We start from the raw sequence: 16,960 nt of genomic DNA, 5'->3' as shown, positions 1-16,960 counted from the left end.
CGAGAATTGTTTTTGAACAATCGGAAATGCGTCGCGGCGGTGGTTTGCCGGCAGGATTGATCGCAATCTGCGAGCTGCCGGGCGCAAGCCGCGTCGCAGGTCGGGGTGCGCCCCATCACTCACCCGCTCCGTGCTGGTAAAGCTCGTCCATGCTGAGCATTGCCAGGGTTGCGAAGGGGGCCTGTTTTTTCACCCGACCGCGGCTCAAGATCACCACGTCGTCGCAGAACGATATGGTGCTGTAATGATGACTGATGACAATGGTGGTGCGGCGGCCGGCCCGCGACTTCAGCGTCTCGACAATAGCGGCTTCTGACAACCCATCCACCGCACTGGTGGCTTCGTCGAGGATGAGAATATCGGGATCGCGCACCAGCGCCCGCGCCAGGGCGATCCTTTGCCTTTGTCCGGCTGACAGGTTGATGCCCCGGTATCCGACCAGCGTCGCGTAGCCCTGCGGCAGGTGCTCGATGAATTGATGTGCCTCGGCCAGCCTTGCGGCGCGCATGGCGTCGCTGGCCGACGCCGTGTCGTAGCCGTAGATAATGTTTTCAAAAATGGTGCCATCGACCAGTTCCAGCTCCTGACTGGCCAGGGCAATGTTCCGCCGCCACTGGCTTGGGTCGACTTCATCGAGCGGTGCCCCATCGACGAGGATCCTGCCGCTGTCGGGTTTGACGAAGCGGCACAGGAGATTGACGATCGTTGTCTTGCCGGCGCCCGAGCGGCCGATCAGCGCCGTCGAGCGGCCGCTGCGGATGTCGAACACCGCCTTATGCAGCACCGCCTCGCGCGCGTCGGGGTCTGACAGGGGACCGGAATAGGCGAAGCTCACATCATCGAAGCTGATCCCTTGGCGCAAGCCGTCGAACGGCAGGCTGCCCTGCGGCGCCTCGGGCTTGTCGGAAGGATCGAGCAGCCATTGTACCTCCTCCAGCGAGCCGCTCATGCCTTGCAACTGACTCCAGGACATCTGCAAGGCGCGCATATGCGGCTGCAGTCGGTAGAGCAGGATGAGGAAGGCGACGGTCAGCGGGAAGCTTACATTCGCCAGCCAGGCTCCGATCACCACCGCCAGGAACAGCATCGCGTGCAACACCTCGGTCAGTGGCGGCAAGACGCCCTGGCGGATTGAAAGCACGAAAGCCGCCCGCCGCACCCCGTCGGACGCTTTGGCGAAGACCCCCTTTTCGCGGTTCTCCTGCCCGAAGATGCGAATTAGGCGCCCGGCATGCACCAGATGCAGCATCTGCGACGCCAGTGCGCTGTTGCGCGAGACGACGCTGCGGCTCGGCGCCTTCAGATTGGACGACAAAACCCCGTGCGCCAGCTGGACGAGCGCCAGCCCTAGCGTCACCAGCAGCGTCATCTGCCAAGAGAGGAGCAGGAGGAAGGCGAGCAGGATGACGGCGGCCGAGGCACTGACGATCGCGCCGAGCAGGGCCTGGATAGCGTCGGATGCTCGCCAGGATTCGTTGGAGATGATGTTGAGCAGCCGCCCGGGGCTTTGCTGCAGGAAAAAGGGGTAGCCGACCCTGAGCAACTGCTCCGACAGTGCGCTACGGATCGAATAACCTGCCTTGCCGTAGATGTAGCTGGTCAGCAGCGTGTTGGCGAAGGCAAAGACATTTTTCAGTACGATCGAACCGAGGATCGCGGCCGAAATGGCGATCAGCCGCTGGCGCTCGCCGAGGTCCGCTCCAACCTGCTGGAGGAGGGCGGAGAAACCGGCCATGCCTGATGTTTCGCCACGTCCCATAATGATGCCAAGCAGCGGAATGATGAGACCGATGCCGAGGCCTTCCAGCGCGGCGCCCGCAAGCCCGAGCCCCACCACGACGGGAACGAGCCGCAACAGCCTGCCACCAAGCGCGCGGCGCAGCATTGGCAGGGCTGACGGAATCAGTGACATTATCGCGCTCTGGCCTCCGCATTGGCTTCGCTGGCTTGTCGGTCGTGGCGCAACGGCAGCCGTTTTGGCCATCCCATCATGACGAGCAGCGCAAATCTGGCGGCACCTGCCAGATTCATAACGACAATAGGCCAGTGCGACAGATCGAGGTCGCGGTCAAAGCGAGGACGGCCCGCCAGTTCCCTGAACGCGGCCCGCGCAGACCAATAGACATGGCGAAGCAGCCAAGGGGCGTGGCGGACATGTTTCAGGCACAGCGCACCATTACCGAGGCTATAGTCGCGGTGCAGCCTGTCGATCGACTTGCGGTCTCGCCGGCCGTGATGATGCAAGACCGTCATGTCGGGCACGTACTCGACCGGCATGCCGAGCAGCATCGCCCGCACGAGATAATCAGTATCTTCAGCCGAGCGTAGCGGGCCGCCAGCGCCGAAGCGTTCGTCGAACGAGCCGATGCGGGCCGCGACGTCGCGGTGCATGGTCATGTTGCAGCCGAGCACGAAGCCGCCGGGGTGGACCGCCGGGGTCAGCCGCTCGCTTGCCTCGCAGAGCTTTATGGTGAAGGGCAGGTCCCGGGCATCACCGAGCTCGACCCGGCCGCCGCGGATCAGCCACTTCTCGCCACTTCGGTAGTGCCGCTCCAGGTCGCGGAGATAGTCGCGGTCGAGCTTGCAGTCGTCGTCGACGAAGACCAGCACGCGGCCTCGCGCTCGCGCCAATCCGGCATTGCGGGCAGCGGCTAGTCCGGGGCGAGTCTCCGAGACGGCTGTGACTGGGATGTCGGAAGTTTCGGCGATAGCGGCCAGCCGCTTTGACGTGCCGTCCCGTGAACCATTATCGACCACCACCAACTCTGCCGCGAAGGTGGCGTGCACCCGGCATGCGGCCTGGATCGAGGCTATGCAAGCCTCCAGCACAGCGGCGCGGTCGCGCGTGCAGACGATGAAACTGACCTCGAGCGACGGCCGCTCCGATCGGGGAGATGTCGGGACAGCCGCACTCGCAAACTGGTGATCGCGCAGGAGCGGGTGGGGCCTGTCGGTCATACCAGTCCCCGCTGATAACGCGTAAGCACCGCTTCGGCCGGCGTGGTTTTGAAGAAGTAGGCCACCGCGTCCGCCCGCTTTCCGGCCCTTATCGAGAGCAGGCTGAGCCAAGGCGCCCAGACGCCGGGACGCAGCGCATATTGTTCGCGGCGCCGGATGAAATTCCATCTCGCCGTCCGCGTGAGCAATTCGTGGGTCAGCGGCGGTTCTCCTTCGTCGCCGACGAGTTGGTAGAGGAAATAGAACAGGTTCAGCGCGCCTGCCTCGAAGCTTGGCCGTGTGTCGGTCGGCAGCTCCGAAATCCGCTCTTCGAGCGCACGGATGAAATCGGCTGCGCGCGAAACCGTGTCGAAAGAGACGGCCTCGCCGATGTCGCGCAGATCCGCTGTGGTTTCCGCAAGCCCCTCACGCTCGAGATTTTCGGCCACGATCCGCAAATGCGTCCTGCGCATTTCCTTGGCATGCCGCATGGTCACGCTTCCCGCATGGATGCGATAGACGAGCAGGCTATCGGGCAATATGGTCGCCGGGAAACGGCCGGCAAGCCGTCTGAAGAGATCAAAATCCTCGGCATGTCTATATTTGGGATCGTAATAGAGATCGTTGTTCCCAATGACATTCCTGTTGTAGATCACCGTCGGATGTAAGAATATCGTAAAGAACATCGACAATATGTCGAGCCGGCCGAGCCGGAACACCGGGTCTAGCCTGCCTTTGGCGATACGGCCGTGAAGCAAGGTATCGACGCAGGCGCCGCAGAAGCCGAGATCGGGCCGCCGCTCGAACAGTGCGACCTGGCGCGAGAGGCGCCGGGGATAGGCGACATCGTCCGCATCCATTCGCGCAACAAGCTCGCCCTGGGCCAGTCGTAGCCCTTCATTGAGGGTGGCGACGAGGCCGCGGTTCTCACGCGAGATGACAGAAACGCGATTGTCTGCCCGGCGGTATCGTTCGAGAATCTCGAGCGAGTTGTCAGTCGATCCGTCATCGATAGCGATGACCTCCAGGCGATCGTAGTCTTGCCGCAGAATGCTCTCCAGCGCAGCGGTGAGATAAGGCCCGGCATTGTAGACCGGCAGCAGGACGGAGACGAGCGGCGCGGTGGTCATCTCTGCGCATCCGTTCGCCGGAGTTCGAGTGCGGCGCGGCCATCGGGGGATCCGCCGGGATAGGCGTCCGCCGCCCTGCCGAGCCAGCCGGCATCGCCAGAGCGTGCCTGGGAGCGGCGGCGCGCTACATAGGGGAAGCGGCGCTTGACGCCGTTGAGCGGCTTTTCGAAAGCCGTCCACGAGATCGAAGCGACGGCGATCGTGGCGGCGCTCGCGACCAGGAAACGCCCTGGCCCCTGCTCCGAGACATTGAGCGGGATCCAGGGCTGTGACTTGACGGCGAGCGAAAGAAGGATCGGATGGTAAAGATAGACGCCGTAGCTGATGCGGCCCAGTGACAGCAGCGGTGGCAGTTCGAAAACCCTGCCGAGGACGCCGCCAAGGCCGGCTGAACAGGCGGCGACAACGGCCACCAGCGGCACTAGGGGCAGGATCTGCAGTAACGCCCAGCGGGCCCATTCCAGCATAGGATCGGCCGGCGCAGGGATAAGCCACTCAATCGCCAGGAAGACAGCCGCAAGGGCTGGCCAGCCTAGCCGCATCCATTGCGGCAGGCCGGCGCCTCTGGTCCGCCGGCAGGCAAGCAAAGCACCAAACGCCAGCGCGTCCATCGATGCTGGCGGCAGCAGGTCGCGCGCTAGCGCCGGGGTGGCGGTGATCGGCCAGTAGAAGCGATAGGCCAGCGACAACAGGATGACGCCGATAGTGATCGCTTCCACCCGCCGGCGGGGTGCGAGAAGCACGACCAGCGGCCAGGCGATATAGAACTGCTCCTCGATGCTCAGGCTCCAGAAATGGCAGAGTAGCCAGGGCGTCCATTCGTTGCGCAGCGCGTACCAAAAATTCGACAGGTAAAGCGCATGCCAGACGAGCGATCCACTGGACTGCTCCAGATCGGTCAGCCAGACGAACCCAAGCACGGCGAAATAGGGCGGGAATATGCGCAGCGCGCGCCTGATGTAGAAGGAACTCAATGCAGGGCCGGCTTTGAATTCGGCCGCGGCGCGCGCTTCGAGCAGCAGTCGTGTGATCAGGAAGCCGCTCAGCACAAAAAAAAGCCGCACCCCGATGTGGCCCCAAAAGGAGGACCCGTTGGGTGCAAGGAAATGGGAATAGAGAACCATCGTGACAGCGATGGCGCGCAGAGCGTCCAACTGATTGTCACGCGCGACCGCCATCAGCCATTTCCGCCGGTCTGAAATCTCCGATGAAGCCAGCGGCCCTGCATTCCGGGCCTCAGGTCGAGGCCTGCCAGCGTCGAGAGTGCGCCGACAACATCAAACCCGCGCCTTTTGCGCGGGGCAGCCTCGAAATCGGTGCTGGCCAGCGAAAAATTCAAGGTGATCAACTTGGCGGAATCCTCCACGGCGCACTTCCCAGTACCAAATCCCCCAAGAAATGGTGCAACCGGGCAATGGTGCAGTGCAACACAAAATATCTATCGAGCTGTAATATTTGTGTGAGTTAGTGCTAAAAATGGGTATGATTTGCGAGTGCGTTGCGTCACTGAGGGTTTTTCACGTCCGCAATGCTGTACGAGAAGTGGTACCATGTCAGAAAAGACCCGGTTTAATTACACAACTATAATCCGGAGTGTCTGATATAGGTCAAAATTGACGAAGATTATTCTAAGGTAGTGGTTTTGTATCTTATAAATTATGCTTGTAGTGTCGGGTTCTCTAGGTTGTCGATCTTGCGCGATGCAGCATAGTCGATGGTCAAGCGTCTGACGACGCAATCCTGTGGCGGCGGCCATATGGCGCATGTCGACGAGGCAGACGGGAAGTGCCGGTGTTGGCGTAGGGAGTGACGTGCATTAGCCTTGCACCTGCCGTCACGCTTGCGTCGGATGGAGAACTGGTGCCGCTTAGGTGACTCGAACACCTGACCCCATCATTACGAATGATGTGCTCTACCAACTGAGCTAAAGCGGCCCAGGAAGCGCGAAGCCTCCAGGATCGGCTGGGTGATAGACTCAACCGGCCGCTAATTCAAGATGGGCAACCGTGATTTCAAGGCTGGATCCGGCAATTCGTTCCGTCATTTTCCATTGGCGCGGAATAAGCCATCGCCTCGTTTGCTTTTTCGATTACGCGGAGACGTCGCGCCGGACTGCGCGCAAATCGCCCGGCAAGGCGGCAAACGGACTGATTTTATTGCTAAAAGGCATCGAAATGGGCGTTGAACAGGCCTGTAAGGCAGAATGCGGGCGCTCGCCCGTTGATTGATTGGTCGCCTGCGGCTAACGATCATGGCAATGTAAGCGAACGGACAGGGGAATTCGCTTGGACGCGATCGAAAAAGCGATCCGCAACGCCTTCGAGAAAGGCAACGCCGAGGACCGGGCATTTCGCGAGCGGGTCTATCGGTCGGCTTTCGCGGCGCTCGACCGCGTGCTCCAGGCCAATCCCGGCGTGACGGTGGAAGCCGCCATCAAGCGCCGTAAGGCGGTGCAGGAAAAGATCGCCGAGATCGAATCCGAATTCCTGCCCGCGGTCCCCGATGTCGCCGCGCAGACGCAGAGCGCTGCGCCGACGCAGAGCGCTGCGCAGACGCAGAGCGCTGCGCAGACACAAGATACCGCGCTGACGCAACGCGTTGCGCAGCCGCAAGACGCCGTACAGGGCGCCGCCGAAGCGCCCGCGGTCGATGCCCCGACAGGTGTCGCGGCCGGACCGTCGCCGGCGATCGTCGTTGATGGACCGGTTCAGCCCGAGGCATCCGACGCGCCGCGTTCGCGCGTGCTGCCGGTCGTCCCCGACATCATGCCTGACGCCACGCTGCCCGGCGCCCCGGCGATCGATATGGCCGATTCCGCGCCGGCCGAGGCCGCGGCGGAAGTGGCGCCTGACCGCGATGAAAGGCGGATAAGGGGCCGCCGCCTGCCGCTGACGGCGATCTTCTTTGGCGTGACGTTGCTCGCCGCCGCCGGCATCGGCCTCTATTTCGCCGTGCAGACCGGGGTGTTCAAGACGCCGGCGCAGCTCGACACGGCGCCGCCCGAAGCGCCGCCGACCGTCGACGATGACGACTTCACGCCGCCTGCCGGTACAACTGAGCCGCAGCAGCCTGGCGCGCCGCAGCAGCCTGGTGTCGCCGAACAGACGCGCGACTGGATCAACGTGTTTACACCCACCGATCCAACGCATGTGGCGACCCCGTCCGACGCCAAGGCCGATGTCGTGCAGGACGACACCGGCTCCTTCCTGCGCATCCGCTCCGGTGCTTCCGGCTCGGCCATCAGCTTCGATGTCGGGCAGGGCGTGCTGGAGAAGCTTGCCGGCAAACATGCCGTGTTCGACATCGTCGCCCGCGCCGAGGACGGCAAGAACACGCAGATCTCCGTCGACTGCAATTTCGGCGATCTCGGCGATTGCGGCCGCAAGCGCTATGCGGTCGGCCAGCAGCGTAACGAATATCTGTTCGACGTGAAATTCCCCGACAAGCCCCCGGGCGCCGCCGGCAGCATCGCCATCAACTCCGACTTCGACAAGCAGGGCAAGGCGGTCGACATCTACGAGATCCGCGTCTCGATCGAACCGTGAGCGCTGCCTAGCGATCCAGCAGCGCCTGCAGCGTCTCGATGCGGTCGGCTTCGGCGGTCGGCTTGTCCCAGCGCAGCCGTGAGATGCGCGGAAATCGCATCGCAACGCCGGATTTGTGGCGAGTCGAACGGTTGAGACCTTCGAACGCCACCTCCAGCACCAGGCCTTGGCTGCGGTCGGCGCGCACCGAGCGCACCGGGCCGAAACGCTCGACCGTGTTGTCGCGGACAAATTTGTCGATCTGCTTCAGCTCCTCGTCGGTGAAGCCGAAATAGGCCTTGCCGACCGGCACCAGTTCCTCTGCGCCTTCCGGCCCCGACCAGACGCCGAACGTATAGTCGGAATAAAAGCTTGACCGCTTGCCATGGCCGCGCTGCGCATACATCAGCACAGCATCGACCGTGTGCGGATCGCGCTTCCACTTGAACCACGGGCCTTTCGGCCGTCCCGCGAGATAGGGCGAATCCCAGCGCTTCAGCATCACGCCTTCGATGATCGGGTGCGGCGGCGCGCGGCGCAGTTCCTCCAGCGTTTGCCAATCCGGGAATTCGACGAATGGCGACAGATCGAAACGGTGCGGGTCCAGCGTTGTGATGAAGGCCTCAAGACGGGCCCGCCGCTCGCGGAAAGGTAGCGCGCGCAAATCTTCGCCGTTGATCTGCAGCGCATCGTAGCAGCGCATGAACGCCGGGTATTGCTGCTGTATCTTCGGGGCCACGCTCTTGCGATTGAGCCGCTGTTGCAGGTCCGAAAAGGTGCCGGTCGCCACCGGCTCGCCGACCAGCAATTCACCATCGAGCGCGGCGGAAAAATCCATTGCCTGGGCGAGATCGGGGAATGCGCCGGACACATCGTCGCCGGTGCGCGAATAGAGCCGGCGCACGCCGCCCTCGCACACCGCCTGAACGCGGATGCCGTCCCATTTCCATTCCGCGGCATAGTCGGCCGGATCGAGCTTTTCGAGGTCGCCGTCGCCGACCGGGTTCGACAGCATCACCGGACTGAACAGGGCAAGTGCGGTCCGCTTCGGCTTCTCGGCCTTGCCTTCCAGCCACGCGAACAGCGAGATATAGGGCGGCGTCAGCCCGTGCCACAGCTCCTCGATCTCGGCGACATCGACCTTGCCGAAATCGGCCAGCGCCTGTTTGGCCAGCCGCGCCGAAACGCCGATGCGCAAGCCGCCGGTGACCAGCTTGATGATGGCAAAGCGCGCTGAAATGCCGGCGCTGTCGAGCAGCCCGGCCAGCACCTTGGGTCCGTCCGAGCGGCTCGCCGCCTGCAGCTTCGCCACGACGTCGCCAAGCGTCGGCTCCCGGTTGGGGATATGTCCCGGCGTTTGCGGCCAGACCAGCGACACGGTTTCAGCGAGGTCGCCGACATAGTCGTAGGAATAGCCGAACAGCACCGGATCCATGCGCTCGGTGACCAGCGTGCGCAGCATCGCCGGCTTGACCGCCGCAATGTTGAGGTCGCCGGTGATAGCCGCCAGCGCCAGCCCGCGGTCGGGGTCCTCGACGCTACGGAAATAATCGACGAGCAGCGTCAGCTTGCCATTGCGCGACGGCGTCAGCACCAAGCGGTCGAGGAGTTCGGCAAAGCGGTTCATGGATGCAAGGACCGCGTTGACGGCAGAGGTTTGCGTTCTGGCGCACCCCCCTCTGTCCTGCTGGACATCTCCCCTGCAAGGGGGGAGATTGGCAGCCTTGATCTTGCCGCCCATCTTGCGAGGTTGGCGATTGGCGAAAGCGGAGGTGACATCTGATCTCCCCCCTTGCGGGGGAGATGGCCGGCAGGCCAGAGGGGGGTGGGAAGGATCGCCGCGCCGGCGATTTCTGGATCAAAAATCACCATCAATCGCCCTCGTCCTCATATCCCACCAGGTGCAGTGGCCTGGCGGCGATGCCTTCCAGCTCGCACCAGCGCACCAGCGCTTCCTCGCGGCCATGCGTCACCCAGATTTCGCCGGCGCCCGTCTCCTTGACGGTGGCGGTCAGTTCATCCCAGTCGGCATGGTCGGAAATGATCAGCGGCAGTTCGACGCCGCCTTGCTTGGCGCGCTGGCGGATGCGCATCCAGCCCGAGGCGAAGCACGAGATCGGGTCGGGAAAGCGCCGCGCCCAGCGGTCGGCGAAGGCCGATGGCGGGCCGACAACGATGGCCCCGGTGAAATCCTGCTTGCCGCCGCTGTCGACGGTTGCCGGCTCCAGAATGCCGAGGTCGATGCCCTGGTTCTGGTAATATTCGCTGAGCTTGGCCAGCGCGCCGTGGATATAGATCGGCTTGTCATAACCGGCATCGCGCAGCAGCCGCATCACCCGCTGTGCCTTGCCCAGCGCATAGGCGCCGACCAGATGCGATCGCTCGGAAAACTGCGCCGCCGATTTGAGCAGGCGGGCGATCTCCTCCGTGTCGGGCGGATGGTGAAACACCGGCAGGCCGAAGGTCGCCTCGGTGATGAACACATCGCATTGGACCGGTTCGAACGGTGCGCAGGTCGCGTCCTTCTGGCGCTTGTAGTCGCCGGAGGCGACGATGCGCCTGCCCTTGTGCTCGACCGCGATCTGCGCCGAGCCCAGCACATGGCCGGCCGGATGGAAGGTGACGCTGACATCGTTCAGCGCCATCGCTTCGCCAAGCACGGCCGCTTGCGTTGTCCCGGCAAAATCCTCGCCATAACGCAACCCCATAATGTCGAGCGTCTGCTGCGTCGCCAGCACCGAACGATGGCCGGAGCGGGCATGGTCGGAATGGCCATGCGTGATTAACGCCCGGTCGACTGGCCGCACCGGGTCGATGAAGAAATCGCCGGATGGGCAATAAAGGCCTTCAGGCCGGGGATGAAGCAGTTCGCTGGCGCGCATCCACTCAAGATAGTGGCTAATTCCAGCGCGGGAAGCCTGTTGCAAGAGACTGCTGACTCGGCCTACAGCCAGCCACCGGCCGCATAGCCGGCGGGGCCATCGCCATGCAACCGCTGAAAATCTCGTCCGGCGACCTGACCGCCGACCGTCGCGCCGACTATGCCGAGATGCTTTTCGGCTCGGGCGAGCACGCGGCAGCGGCGGAGCTGCTGCTCGGCGCGCTGGAACTGGCGCCCCAATGGGCGGCGGGCTGGTTCCGTCTTGGCGAGATGCAGGAGACGGCCGAGCGGCTCGACGTGGCGGCTCAAGCCTGGGCGACGGCGCTGAAACTGGACCCGGTGGATCGCCTGGGTGCTGCGCTGAAGCTGCAGCTGATCGGCAAGGCGCCGGCTGCCGCAGCGCCACCCAGCGCCTTCGTCGAGACGCTGTTCGACCACTATGCCGAGACTTTCGAGGACTCGCTGGTCGACAAGCTCGGCTACCGGCTGCCGGAGTTTCTCGATCGCGCCATTCGCGCGGCAAGACCGGGCCGCTTTTCGCTGGCGCTCGATCTCGGTTGCGGCACCGGCCTGATGGGCGAGAAACTGCGGCCGGTCGCCGAACGGCTGGAGGGCTACGATATCTCCGCCGCCATGCTGAAAAAGGCCCGCGCCAAGGGCGTCTACGACCTGCTCGCCAAGGCCGATCTGCAGCATTTCGCCTATGCCGGGCCGAAAGCCGATCTGGTGGCGGCGGCCGACGTGTTCATCTATGTCGGCGCGCTCGATCGCGTGGTGAAGACCGTCGCCGGCATTCTGGCCACCAATGGCCTGTTTGCCTTTTCCGTCGAAACGCCAGCCAAGGGCGGGGCGGGCGGCGACGCCGGTTTTGCGCTGCAGCCGTCTCGTCGCTACGCCCATTCTCAAGCCTATGTCGAGCGGGTGCTTGCCGCAAACGGCCTGTCGGTGCTGTCGATGCAGCCGACCGTCATCCGCTGGGATCGCCGCCAGCCGGTCGGCGGGCTTGCCGCGCTGGCGGTGCCCTCGTCCAAGGGTTGATGTCTCGTCTGTTCGAAAACGTGAATAGGATTTTTGCGGCTGGCGCGGCATCAGGTAGGATACAAGCCGAGAAAAGCCCTCGGCAGGCATTGAGGAGGAACACATGCGCTGGAACATGATGGTCTTGGCGTCCTGCCTGGCGATGGCCGGCTGCAGCAGCTCGATGTCGGAGCGGCAGGACCAGGACGTACAATCGTCGCTGCAGTATGACAATGTGCCTTGCGACCAGTTGCTGGCGCAGCGCAACGAACTGGCGCAGCAATACCATCTGTCGACGGACGCCAAGCCGAGCTTCTCCAATCCGGCGATGGGCTTCGGCCCGTTCACGCCGGATATGCGCTCCAAAAGCAAGCGCGACACCGACTTGGCAAGCGGCCAGATCGATGCCATGAACCGCTCGATCGTCCGCCGCGACTGCGGCACGCCCAACAAGCAGAAGAAGTTCAGTCTGCCGAGCTGAACCTGGACTTCCTCAGTACCCCGCCTTGCGGTCGACCACGTTATCAAGCTTTTCGCCGCGCTCGAAGGCATCCATCTGCCGCAACATGCTCGGCGCCAGGTGGACAGGGTCGGAGGTCGCCGCCGCGTGCGGCGTCACGAACACTTTCGGGTGACTCCATAGCGGACTGGTCTTCGGCAGCGGCTCGACCTCGAACACGTCGAGGCTCGCCTCCTTCAGCGTGCCGTCGCCCAGCGCGCGCAAGATGTCGGCGTCCTTCTGCAGCCGGCCGCGCCCGGCATTGATCAGCACCGAGCCGCCGAGGCCGTTGCGCTTGCGCAATTCCTTCAGCACGCCGTAATTGATGATGCCGTGCGTGTCCGGCGTCAGCGGCAGCAGCACCACCAGTATGTCGGTGGCGTTGAGGAAGGGGATCAGCCCGGCCTCTCCGGCATAGGTCGCAACGCCTTTCATGGCCTTGTCGCTGCGCGACCAGCCATTGACGGCAAAGCCGAGCGACAACAGCACCGATGCCGCCGCGCGGCCGAGATTGCCGAGCCCCATAATGCCGACCGAGATGTCACCGGCCGGCCGCTGCGGCGGTTCGTGCCAGGTCTTCTTCGGCTGCTGCGCACGATAGAGCATGCCCTGGCGGTGATGGTCGAGCACGCGCCAGACGACATATTCGGTCATGTACTGCGTCAGGTTGTCAGCGACCACTTTGACGATCGGCACATCGGGCAGGCCGGGATCGGCGAAGATATGGTCGACGCCGGCCCCGATCGAGAAGATTGCGCGTAGATTCGGCAGCGATTTCAAGAGGTTCGGCTTCTGCTTCCACACCACCGCATAGGTGATCGACGGGTCAGAGGCGCCGTGCGGCTCCAGCACCACTTCGCGCTCGGCCGACAGCAGCTCGCGCCAGCGCTGCGGATGAAAGCCGGTGACGGCAAGCAGGATTTTGCCTTTTTCCATTTGCGGATTGTATTCCCTGTTATTCGCTAACGATACCGACTGGCGCCGTCTCGATCTTGAACGCGGCCGAGATCAGCGCCTTCGTATAGTCGGTCTGCGGGCGCTCGAAAATCTGTTCGGAAGGGCCGGCTTCGACGATCTTGCCATTGCGCATGACGATGACGTCATTGGCAAGGGCGCGAATGACTTTCAGATCGTGGCTGATGAACAGATAGGCAAGGTCGTGCCTGGCCTGCAGATTGCGCAAGAGGTCGACCACTTGCGCCTGCACGCTCATGTCGAGCGCCGAGGTCGGTTCGTCCAGCATGACGAAGCGCGGATTGAGCACCATGGCGCGCGCAATGGCGACGCGCTGGCGCTGGCCGCCGGAGAATTCATGCGGATAGCGGTTCCTGGTCGCCGGATCGAGCCCGACCTCCTTCAGCACGGCGACGACCTTGTCGTCGCGTTGGTCGGGCGACAGCTTCGGCTCATGGATCTTCAAGCCTTCCTCGATGATCTCCGAGACCGACATGCGCGGGCTGAGCGAGCCGAACGGGTCCTGGAAAACGATCTGCAACTCGCGGCGCAGCGGCCGCATGGCGTTGAAGGAAAGTTGGTCGATGTCGCTGCCGTTGAACTGGATGGTGCCGGTCGATGAGATCATCCGCGCCAGCGCCAGGCCGAGCGTCGTCTTGCCGGAGCCGGATTCGCCGACGACGCCGAGGGTCTGGCCGGCGCGCACGGTGACGTCGATGCCGTCCACCGCCTTCACATTGTCGACGGTGGTGCGAAAGAAACCCTTTTTGATCGGGAACCAAACCTTGATGTCCTTGCCGGTCATAACCGGCTTGGCGGCGTCGTTGGCGGCCGGCGGCTTGCCTTTCGGCTCGGCGGCGAGCAGGTGCTTGGTATAAGCGTGCTGCGGGTTGGCGAAGATGTCCTTCGTCGGTCCGGTCTCGACGATCTTGCCCTTGGTCATCACGCAGACGCGGTCGGCGATCTTTCTGACAATGCCGAGATCATGGGTGATGAACAGCATTGACATGCCCTTGCGGCTCTTCAGCCCCGCCAGCAATTCGAGGATCTGCGCCTGGACAGTGACGTCGAGCGCCGTCGTCGGCTCGTCGGCGATCAGCAGTTCAGGCTCGTTGGCCAGCGCCATGGCGATCATGACGCGCTGGCGTTGGCCGCCGGACAGCTGGTGCGGATAGGCGTCGAGCCGCTTTTCCGGTTCGCGAATGCCGACCTCGTTGAGCAGCGCCAGCGTGCGCGCCTTGGCCTGGCGGTCGCCCATGCCCTGATGCAGCGCCAGGATCTCGACGATCTGCTGCTCGATCGTGTGCAGCGGATTGAGCGAGGTCATCGGCTCCTGGAAGATCATGGTGATCTTGTTGCCGCGCACGCTGCGCAACTGCTTTTCGTTCATCGCCAAAAGGTCGGCGCCCTGGAACAGGATCTTGCCCGAGGGATGGCTGGCCGTCGGGTAGGGCAGAAGCTTCAGCACCGACAGCGCCGAGACCGATTTGCCGGAACCGGATTCGCCCACAAGCGCCACCGTCTCGCCCTTGGCGAGATCGAAGGAGATGTGGTCGACGGCGGTCGACTCGTTGCCGCCTTGGGTGAAGGCAACGCTGAGATCGCGGACGGAGAGCAGGAGTTCGCTGCTCATCGGAACGCCTTGCGCGGGTCGAAAGCATCGCGCGTTGCTTCACCGATGAACACCAACAGCGACAGCATCAGCGAGATGACGATGAAGCCCGATATACCGAGCCAGGGGGCATTGAGGTTACTCTGCGCCTGTTTTAGCAGTTCGCCGAGCGACGCGGTGCCGGGCGGCAGGCCGAAGCCGAGATAGTCGAGCGAGGTCAGTGTCGAGATCGAGGCGCTGACCAGGAAAGGCATGAAGGTCAGCGTCGCCACCATGGCATTAGGCAGAAGATGGCGCAGCATGATGGTGCGGTTGGACACACCAAGCGCGCGGGCCGCGTTGACATATTCGAAGTTGCGTGCGCGCAGGAATTCGGCGCGCACCACGCTGACAAGCGACGTCCAGGAGAAGAGCAGCATCAGCCCGAGCAGGATGAAGAAGCCCGGCGGCAGGATGGCGGCGACGATCAGCAGCAGATACAGCAGCGGTATCGCCGACCAGATTTCTATGAAGCGTTGAAAGAGAAGGTCGGTCCAGCCGCCGAAATACCCTTGCAGCGCGCCGGCGGCGACGCCGATAACCGACGAACCCGCAGTCAGGATCAACCCGAACAGCACGGAAATCCTAAACCCGTAGATGATGCGCGCCAGCACGTCGCGCGCCTGGTCATCGGTACCCAGCCAGTTCCAGTTGCCGACAATGCAGTCAGGATCGGCAGCGCCTTGCGGATATTGGCTGCATCGCCTCTGCGCGTCGTATTCCCATGACGGTTTTGCGGGAGCGGCGTCGGGGATCGCATTGTTGACGGTGCGGTAGGAATAGCGGATTGGCGGCCAGATCATCCAGCCATTGGCGTTGATCTCGTCGCGGATGACCGGGTCGCGATAGTCGGTGACGGCGTAGAAGCCGCCGAATTTTTCCTCGGGGTAGGCGACCGCCACCGGGAACAGGATCTCGCCTTTGTAGTAGGCGACGATCGGCCTGTCGTTGGCGATCAGTTCGGCAAACAGCGACAGCACGAACAGAGCGAGGAATATCCACAACGACCAGTAGCCGCGCCGGTTGGCCTTGAAGTTCTGCCAGCGCCGCTTGTTAAGCGGCGACAGCCAGGGGCGGGCGATCCTTGTCGGTGTGATCTCGGCTGCAGCCTGCGTCATCAGACGTCTCTCCGCTCGAAATCGATGCGCGGATCGACCCATGTGTAGATCAGGTCGGACAACAGCGTCACGAACAGGCCAAGCAGCGAAAATATATAGAGGTTGGCGAACACGACCGGATAGTCGCGCGCCAACACGGACCTGAAACCGAGCAGCCCGAGACCGTCGAGGGAAAAGATGTTCTCGATCAAAAGCGAGCCGGTGAAGAAGGCCGAGATGAAGGCCGCTGGAAAGCCGGCAATGACGATCAGCATTGCGTTGCGGAACACATGTCCGTAAAGCACCCGCCGCTCCGACAGGCCCTTGGCACGGGCCGTCACCACATACTGTTTGCGTATCTCTTCCAGGAAGGAGTTCTTGGTCAGCAGCGTCGTCGTCGCGAAGGCCGACAGCACCAGCGCCGTCAGCGGCAAGGTCATGTGCCAGAAATAATCGACGATCTTGTCGGGCCACGACAATTGGTCCCAATTGTCGGAGACGATGCCGCGCAGTGGGAACCAGTCCCAGAAGGAGCCGCCCGCGAACAGCACCATCAGCAATATGCCGAACAGGAAGGCCGGTATGGCATAGCCGACGATGATCACGCCGCTGGTCCAGACGTCGAAGGCGGAGCCGTCCTTGACCGCCTTGCGGATGCCAAGGGGGATCGAGATCAGATAGGACAACAGCGTGATCCACAGCCCAAGCGAGATCGACACCGGCATCTTCTCCAGGATCAGGTCAAGAACCGAGATGTCACGGAAATAGCTGTCGCCGAAATCGAAGCGGGCATAGTTCCACAGCATCATGCCGAAGCGTTCGAGCGGTGGTTTGTCGAAGCCGAATTGCTTTTCCAGCTTCTTGATGAATTCCGGATCGAGCCCTTGCGCGCCGCGATACTTCGAGCCGACGTCACCGGCCACATCGAAATTGCCGCCGCCTCCTGCATCGCCGCCGCCGCTGCCGAGGCGGTCGCTGCCGCCCTGGTTGGTCAGGCTGGCGATGACCTGCTCGACCGGTCCACCCGGTGCGAATTGAGTGACGACGAAAGCAACCGCCATGATGCCGAACAGGGTCGGTATCATCAGCAGGATACGGCGCAGTATGTAGGCGCCCATCAGCTTTCACCCTCCCCCTTGTGGGGAGGGTCGATCCGCGAAGCGGAGCGGGGTGGGGGTAGTCTCGATCCGGCGTACGCCGTCACACCGCCACCCCGGTTCGCCATTCGTGCTGCGCACGAAGTGCTCACCGACCCTCCCCACGAGGGGGA

At 63.2% G+C, this 16,960-nt stretch carries 15 protein-coding genes and 1 tRNA gene; 4 read left to right on the top strand and 12 right to left on the bottom strand.

Annotation, left to right across the window (positions count from 1 at the left end; all coding sequences use genetic code 11):
• Window positions 1-115 precede the first annotated feature (115 nt).
• From NKI96_RS16765 to NKI96_RS16740, 6 genes are all read right to left on the bottom strand, one after another.
• Window positions 116-1,912 (bottom strand): ABC transporter ATP-binding protein, encoded by a 1,797-nt coding sequence (locus tag NKI96_RS16765; protein WP_352805252.1) that lies wholly within the window; start codon window positions 1,910-1,912, stop codon window positions 116-118.
• On the bottom strand, window positions 1,912-2,958 hold the full coding sequence (locus NKI96_RS16760; protein WP_023708196.1) for a glycosyltransferase family 2 protein: 1,047 nt from the start codon (window positions 2,956-2,958) through the stop codon (window positions 1,912-1,914). Before NKI96_RS16760 ends, NKI96_RS16765 begins: the two co-directional genes overlap by 1 nt.
• A complete protein-coding gene (locus NKI96_RS16755; RefSeq protein WP_352805250.1) occupies window positions 2,955-4,067 on the bottom strand; it encodes a glycosyltransferase family 2 protein in 1,113 nt (370 codons plus the stop codon). The genes NKI96_RS16760 and NKI96_RS16755 overlap by 4 nt, the downstream gene beginning before the upstream one ends.
• Entirely contained in the window at window positions 4,064-5,245 is a 1,182-nt protein-coding gene (locus tag NKI96_RS16750) for an acyltransferase family protein (RefSeq protein WP_352805247.1), read from the bottom strand. Before NKI96_RS16750 ends, NKI96_RS16755 begins: the two co-directional genes overlap by 4 nt.
• Window positions 5,245-5,433: a hypothetical protein gene (locus tag NKI96_RS16745; RefSeq protein WP_352805244.1), complete on the bottom strand. Its 189-nt coding sequence runs from the start codon at window positions 5,431-5,433 to the stop codon at window positions 5,245-5,247. The genes NKI96_RS16750 and NKI96_RS16745 overlap by 1 nt, the downstream gene beginning before the upstream one ends.
• 492 nt (window positions 5,434-5,925) lie before the next feature.
• Window positions 5,926-6,001, bottom strand: a tRNA-Thr gene (locus NKI96_RS16740).
• 72 nt (window positions 6,002-6,073) lie between these two features.
• On the opposite strand from NKI96_RS16740, the gene NKI96_RS16735 reads away from it, so the two are divergent.
• Together NKI96_RS16735 and NKI96_RS16730 are read left to right on the top strand one after the other, a co-directional pair.
• Entirely contained in the window at window positions 6,074-6,295 is a 222-nt protein-coding gene (locus NKI96_RS16735; RefSeq protein WP_155927300.1) for a hypothetical protein, read from the top strand.
• 57 nt (window positions 6,296-6,352) lie between these two features.
• On the top strand, window positions 6,353-7,612 hold the full coding sequence (locus NKI96_RS16730; protein WP_023692613.1) for a hypothetical protein: 1,260 nt from the start codon (window positions 6,353-6,355) through the stop codon (window positions 7,610-7,612).
• Window positions 7,613-7,619: 7 nt separating this feature from the next.
• On the opposite strand, the gene NKI96_RS16725 is transcribed toward NKI96_RS16730, so the two are convergent.
• Both NKI96_RS16725 and NKI96_RS16720 read right to left on the bottom strand, forming a co-directional pair.
• Window positions 7,620-9,218, bottom strand: coding sequence for a cisplatin damage response ATP-dependent DNA ligase (locus NKI96_RS16725; RefSeq protein WP_023692612.1), 1,599 nt, complete (start codon window positions 9,216-9,218; stop codon window positions 7,620-7,622).
• A gap of 244 nt (window positions 9,219-9,462) precedes the next feature.
• Window positions 9,463-10,473 (bottom strand): ligase-associated DNA damage response exonuclease, encoded by a 1,011-nt coding sequence (locus tag NKI96_RS16720; RefSeq protein ID WP_023692611.1) that lies wholly within the window; start codon window positions 10,471-10,473, stop codon window positions 9,463-9,465.
• Window positions 10,474-10,577: 104 nt separating this feature from the next.
• On the opposite strand from NKI96_RS16720, the gene NKI96_RS16715 reads away from it, so the two are divergent.
• Window positions 10,578-11,510, top strand: a complete 933-nt coding sequence (locus NKI96_RS16715; protein ID WP_023692610.1) for a class I SAM-dependent DNA methyltransferase — start codon at window positions 10,578-10,580, stop codon at window positions 11,508-11,510.
• A 103-nt stretch (window positions 11,511-11,613) separates the two neighbouring features.
• The gene (locus NKI96_RS16710; protein ID WP_023692609.1) at window positions 11,614-11,970 is read left to right on the top strand and encodes a hypothetical protein; all 357 of its coding nucleotides are present in this window, start codon (window positions 11,614-11,616) and stop codon (window positions 11,968-11,970) included.
• A gap of 12 nt (window positions 11,971-11,982) precedes the next feature.
• On the opposite strand, the gene NKI96_RS16705 is transcribed toward NKI96_RS16710, so the two are convergent.
• Genes NKI96_RS16705 through NKI96_RS16690 form a run of 4 tightly spaced genes read right to left on the bottom strand, consistent with a single transcriptional unit; the run spans window position 11,983 to window position 16,808 of the window.
• A complete protein-coding gene (locus tag NKI96_RS16705) occupies window positions 11,983-12,924 on the bottom strand; it encodes a 2-hydroxyacid dehydrogenase (protein WP_352805239.1) in 942 nt (313 codons plus the stop codon).
• Window positions 12,925-12,943: 19 nt separating this feature from the next.
• Window positions 12,944-14,575 (bottom strand): ABC transporter ATP-binding protein, encoded by a 1,632-nt coding sequence (locus NKI96_RS16700; RefSeq protein WP_023692608.1) that lies wholly within the window; start codon window positions 14,573-14,575, stop codon window positions 12,944-12,946.
• Entirely contained in the window at window positions 14,572-15,711 is a 1,140-nt protein-coding gene (locus tag NKI96_RS16695) for an ABC transporter permease (RefSeq protein ID WP_023682037.1), read from the bottom strand. The genes NKI96_RS16700 and NKI96_RS16695 overlap by 4 nt, the downstream gene beginning before the upstream one ends.
• A complete protein-coding gene (locus NKI96_RS16690) occupies window positions 15,711-16,808 on the bottom strand; it encodes a microcin C ABC transporter permease YejB (protein WP_023669509.1) in 1,098 nt (365 codons plus the stop codon). Before NKI96_RS16690 ends, NKI96_RS16695 begins: the two co-directional genes overlap by 1 nt.
• Window positions 16,809-16,960: the final 152 nt, after the last annotated feature.

Source organism: Mesorhizobium sp. M0292, assembly GCF_040321695.1.
In the GTDB taxonomy this organism is placed as follows: Bacteria; Pseudomonadota; Alphaproteobacteria; order Rhizobiales; family Rhizobiaceae; genus Mesorhizobium.
The sequence above is the reverse complement of the archived record's forward strand: the minus strand, read 5'-3'. Positions and strand labels throughout refer to the sequence as shown.

Bases quoted from the DNA above. Each gene is read 5' to 3' on its own strand.
- NKI96_RS16705 (WP_352805239.1), bottom strand. From the start codon at position 12,924: ATGGAAAAAGGCAAAATCCTGCTTGCCGTCACCGGCTTTCATCCGCAG.
- NKI96_RS16700 (WP_023692608.1), bottom strand. From the start codon at position 14,575: ATGAGCAGCGAACTCCTGCTCTCCGTCCGCGATCTCAGCGTTGCCTTC.
- NKI96_RS16725 (WP_023692612.1), bottom strand. From the start codon at position 9,218: ATGAACCGCTTTGCCGAACTCCTCGACCGCTTGGTGCTGACGCCGTCG.
- NKI96_RS16690 (WP_023669509.1), bottom strand. From the start codon at position 16,808: ATGGGCGCCTACATACTGCGCCGTATCCTGCTGATGATACCGACCCTG.
- NKI96_RS16720 (WP_023692611.1), bottom strand. From the start codon at position 10,473: ATGCGCGCCAGCGAACTGCTTCATCCCCGGCCTGAAGGCCTTTATTGC.
- NKI96_RS16765 (WP_352805252.1), bottom strand. From the start codon at position 1,912: ATGTCACTGATTCCGTCAGCCCTGCCAATGCTGCGCCGCGCGCTTGGT.
- NKI96_RS16710 (WP_023692609.1), top strand. From the start codon at position 11,614: ATGCGCTGGAACATGATGGTCTTGGCGTCCTGCCTGGCGATGGCCGGC.
- NKI96_RS16755 (WP_352805250.1), bottom strand. From the start codon at position 4,067: ATGACCACCGCGCCGCTCGTCTCCGTCCTGCTGCCGGTCTACAATGCC.
- NKI96_RS16760 (WP_023708196.1), bottom strand. From the start codon at position 2,958: ATGACCGACAGGCCCCACCCGCTCCTGCGCGATCACCAGTTTGCGAGT.
- NKI96_RS16715 (WP_023692610.1), top strand. From the start codon at position 10,578: ATGCAACCGCTGAAAATCTCGTCCGGCGACCTGACCGCCGACCGTCGC.
- NKI96_RS16750 (WP_352805247.1), bottom strand. From the start codon at position 5,245: ATGGCGGTCGCGCGTGACAATCAGTTGGACGCTCTGCGCGCCATCGCT.
- NKI96_RS16695 (WP_023682037.1), bottom strand. From the start codon at position 15,711: ATGACGCAGGCTGCAGCCGAGATCACACCGACAAGGATCGCCCGCCCC.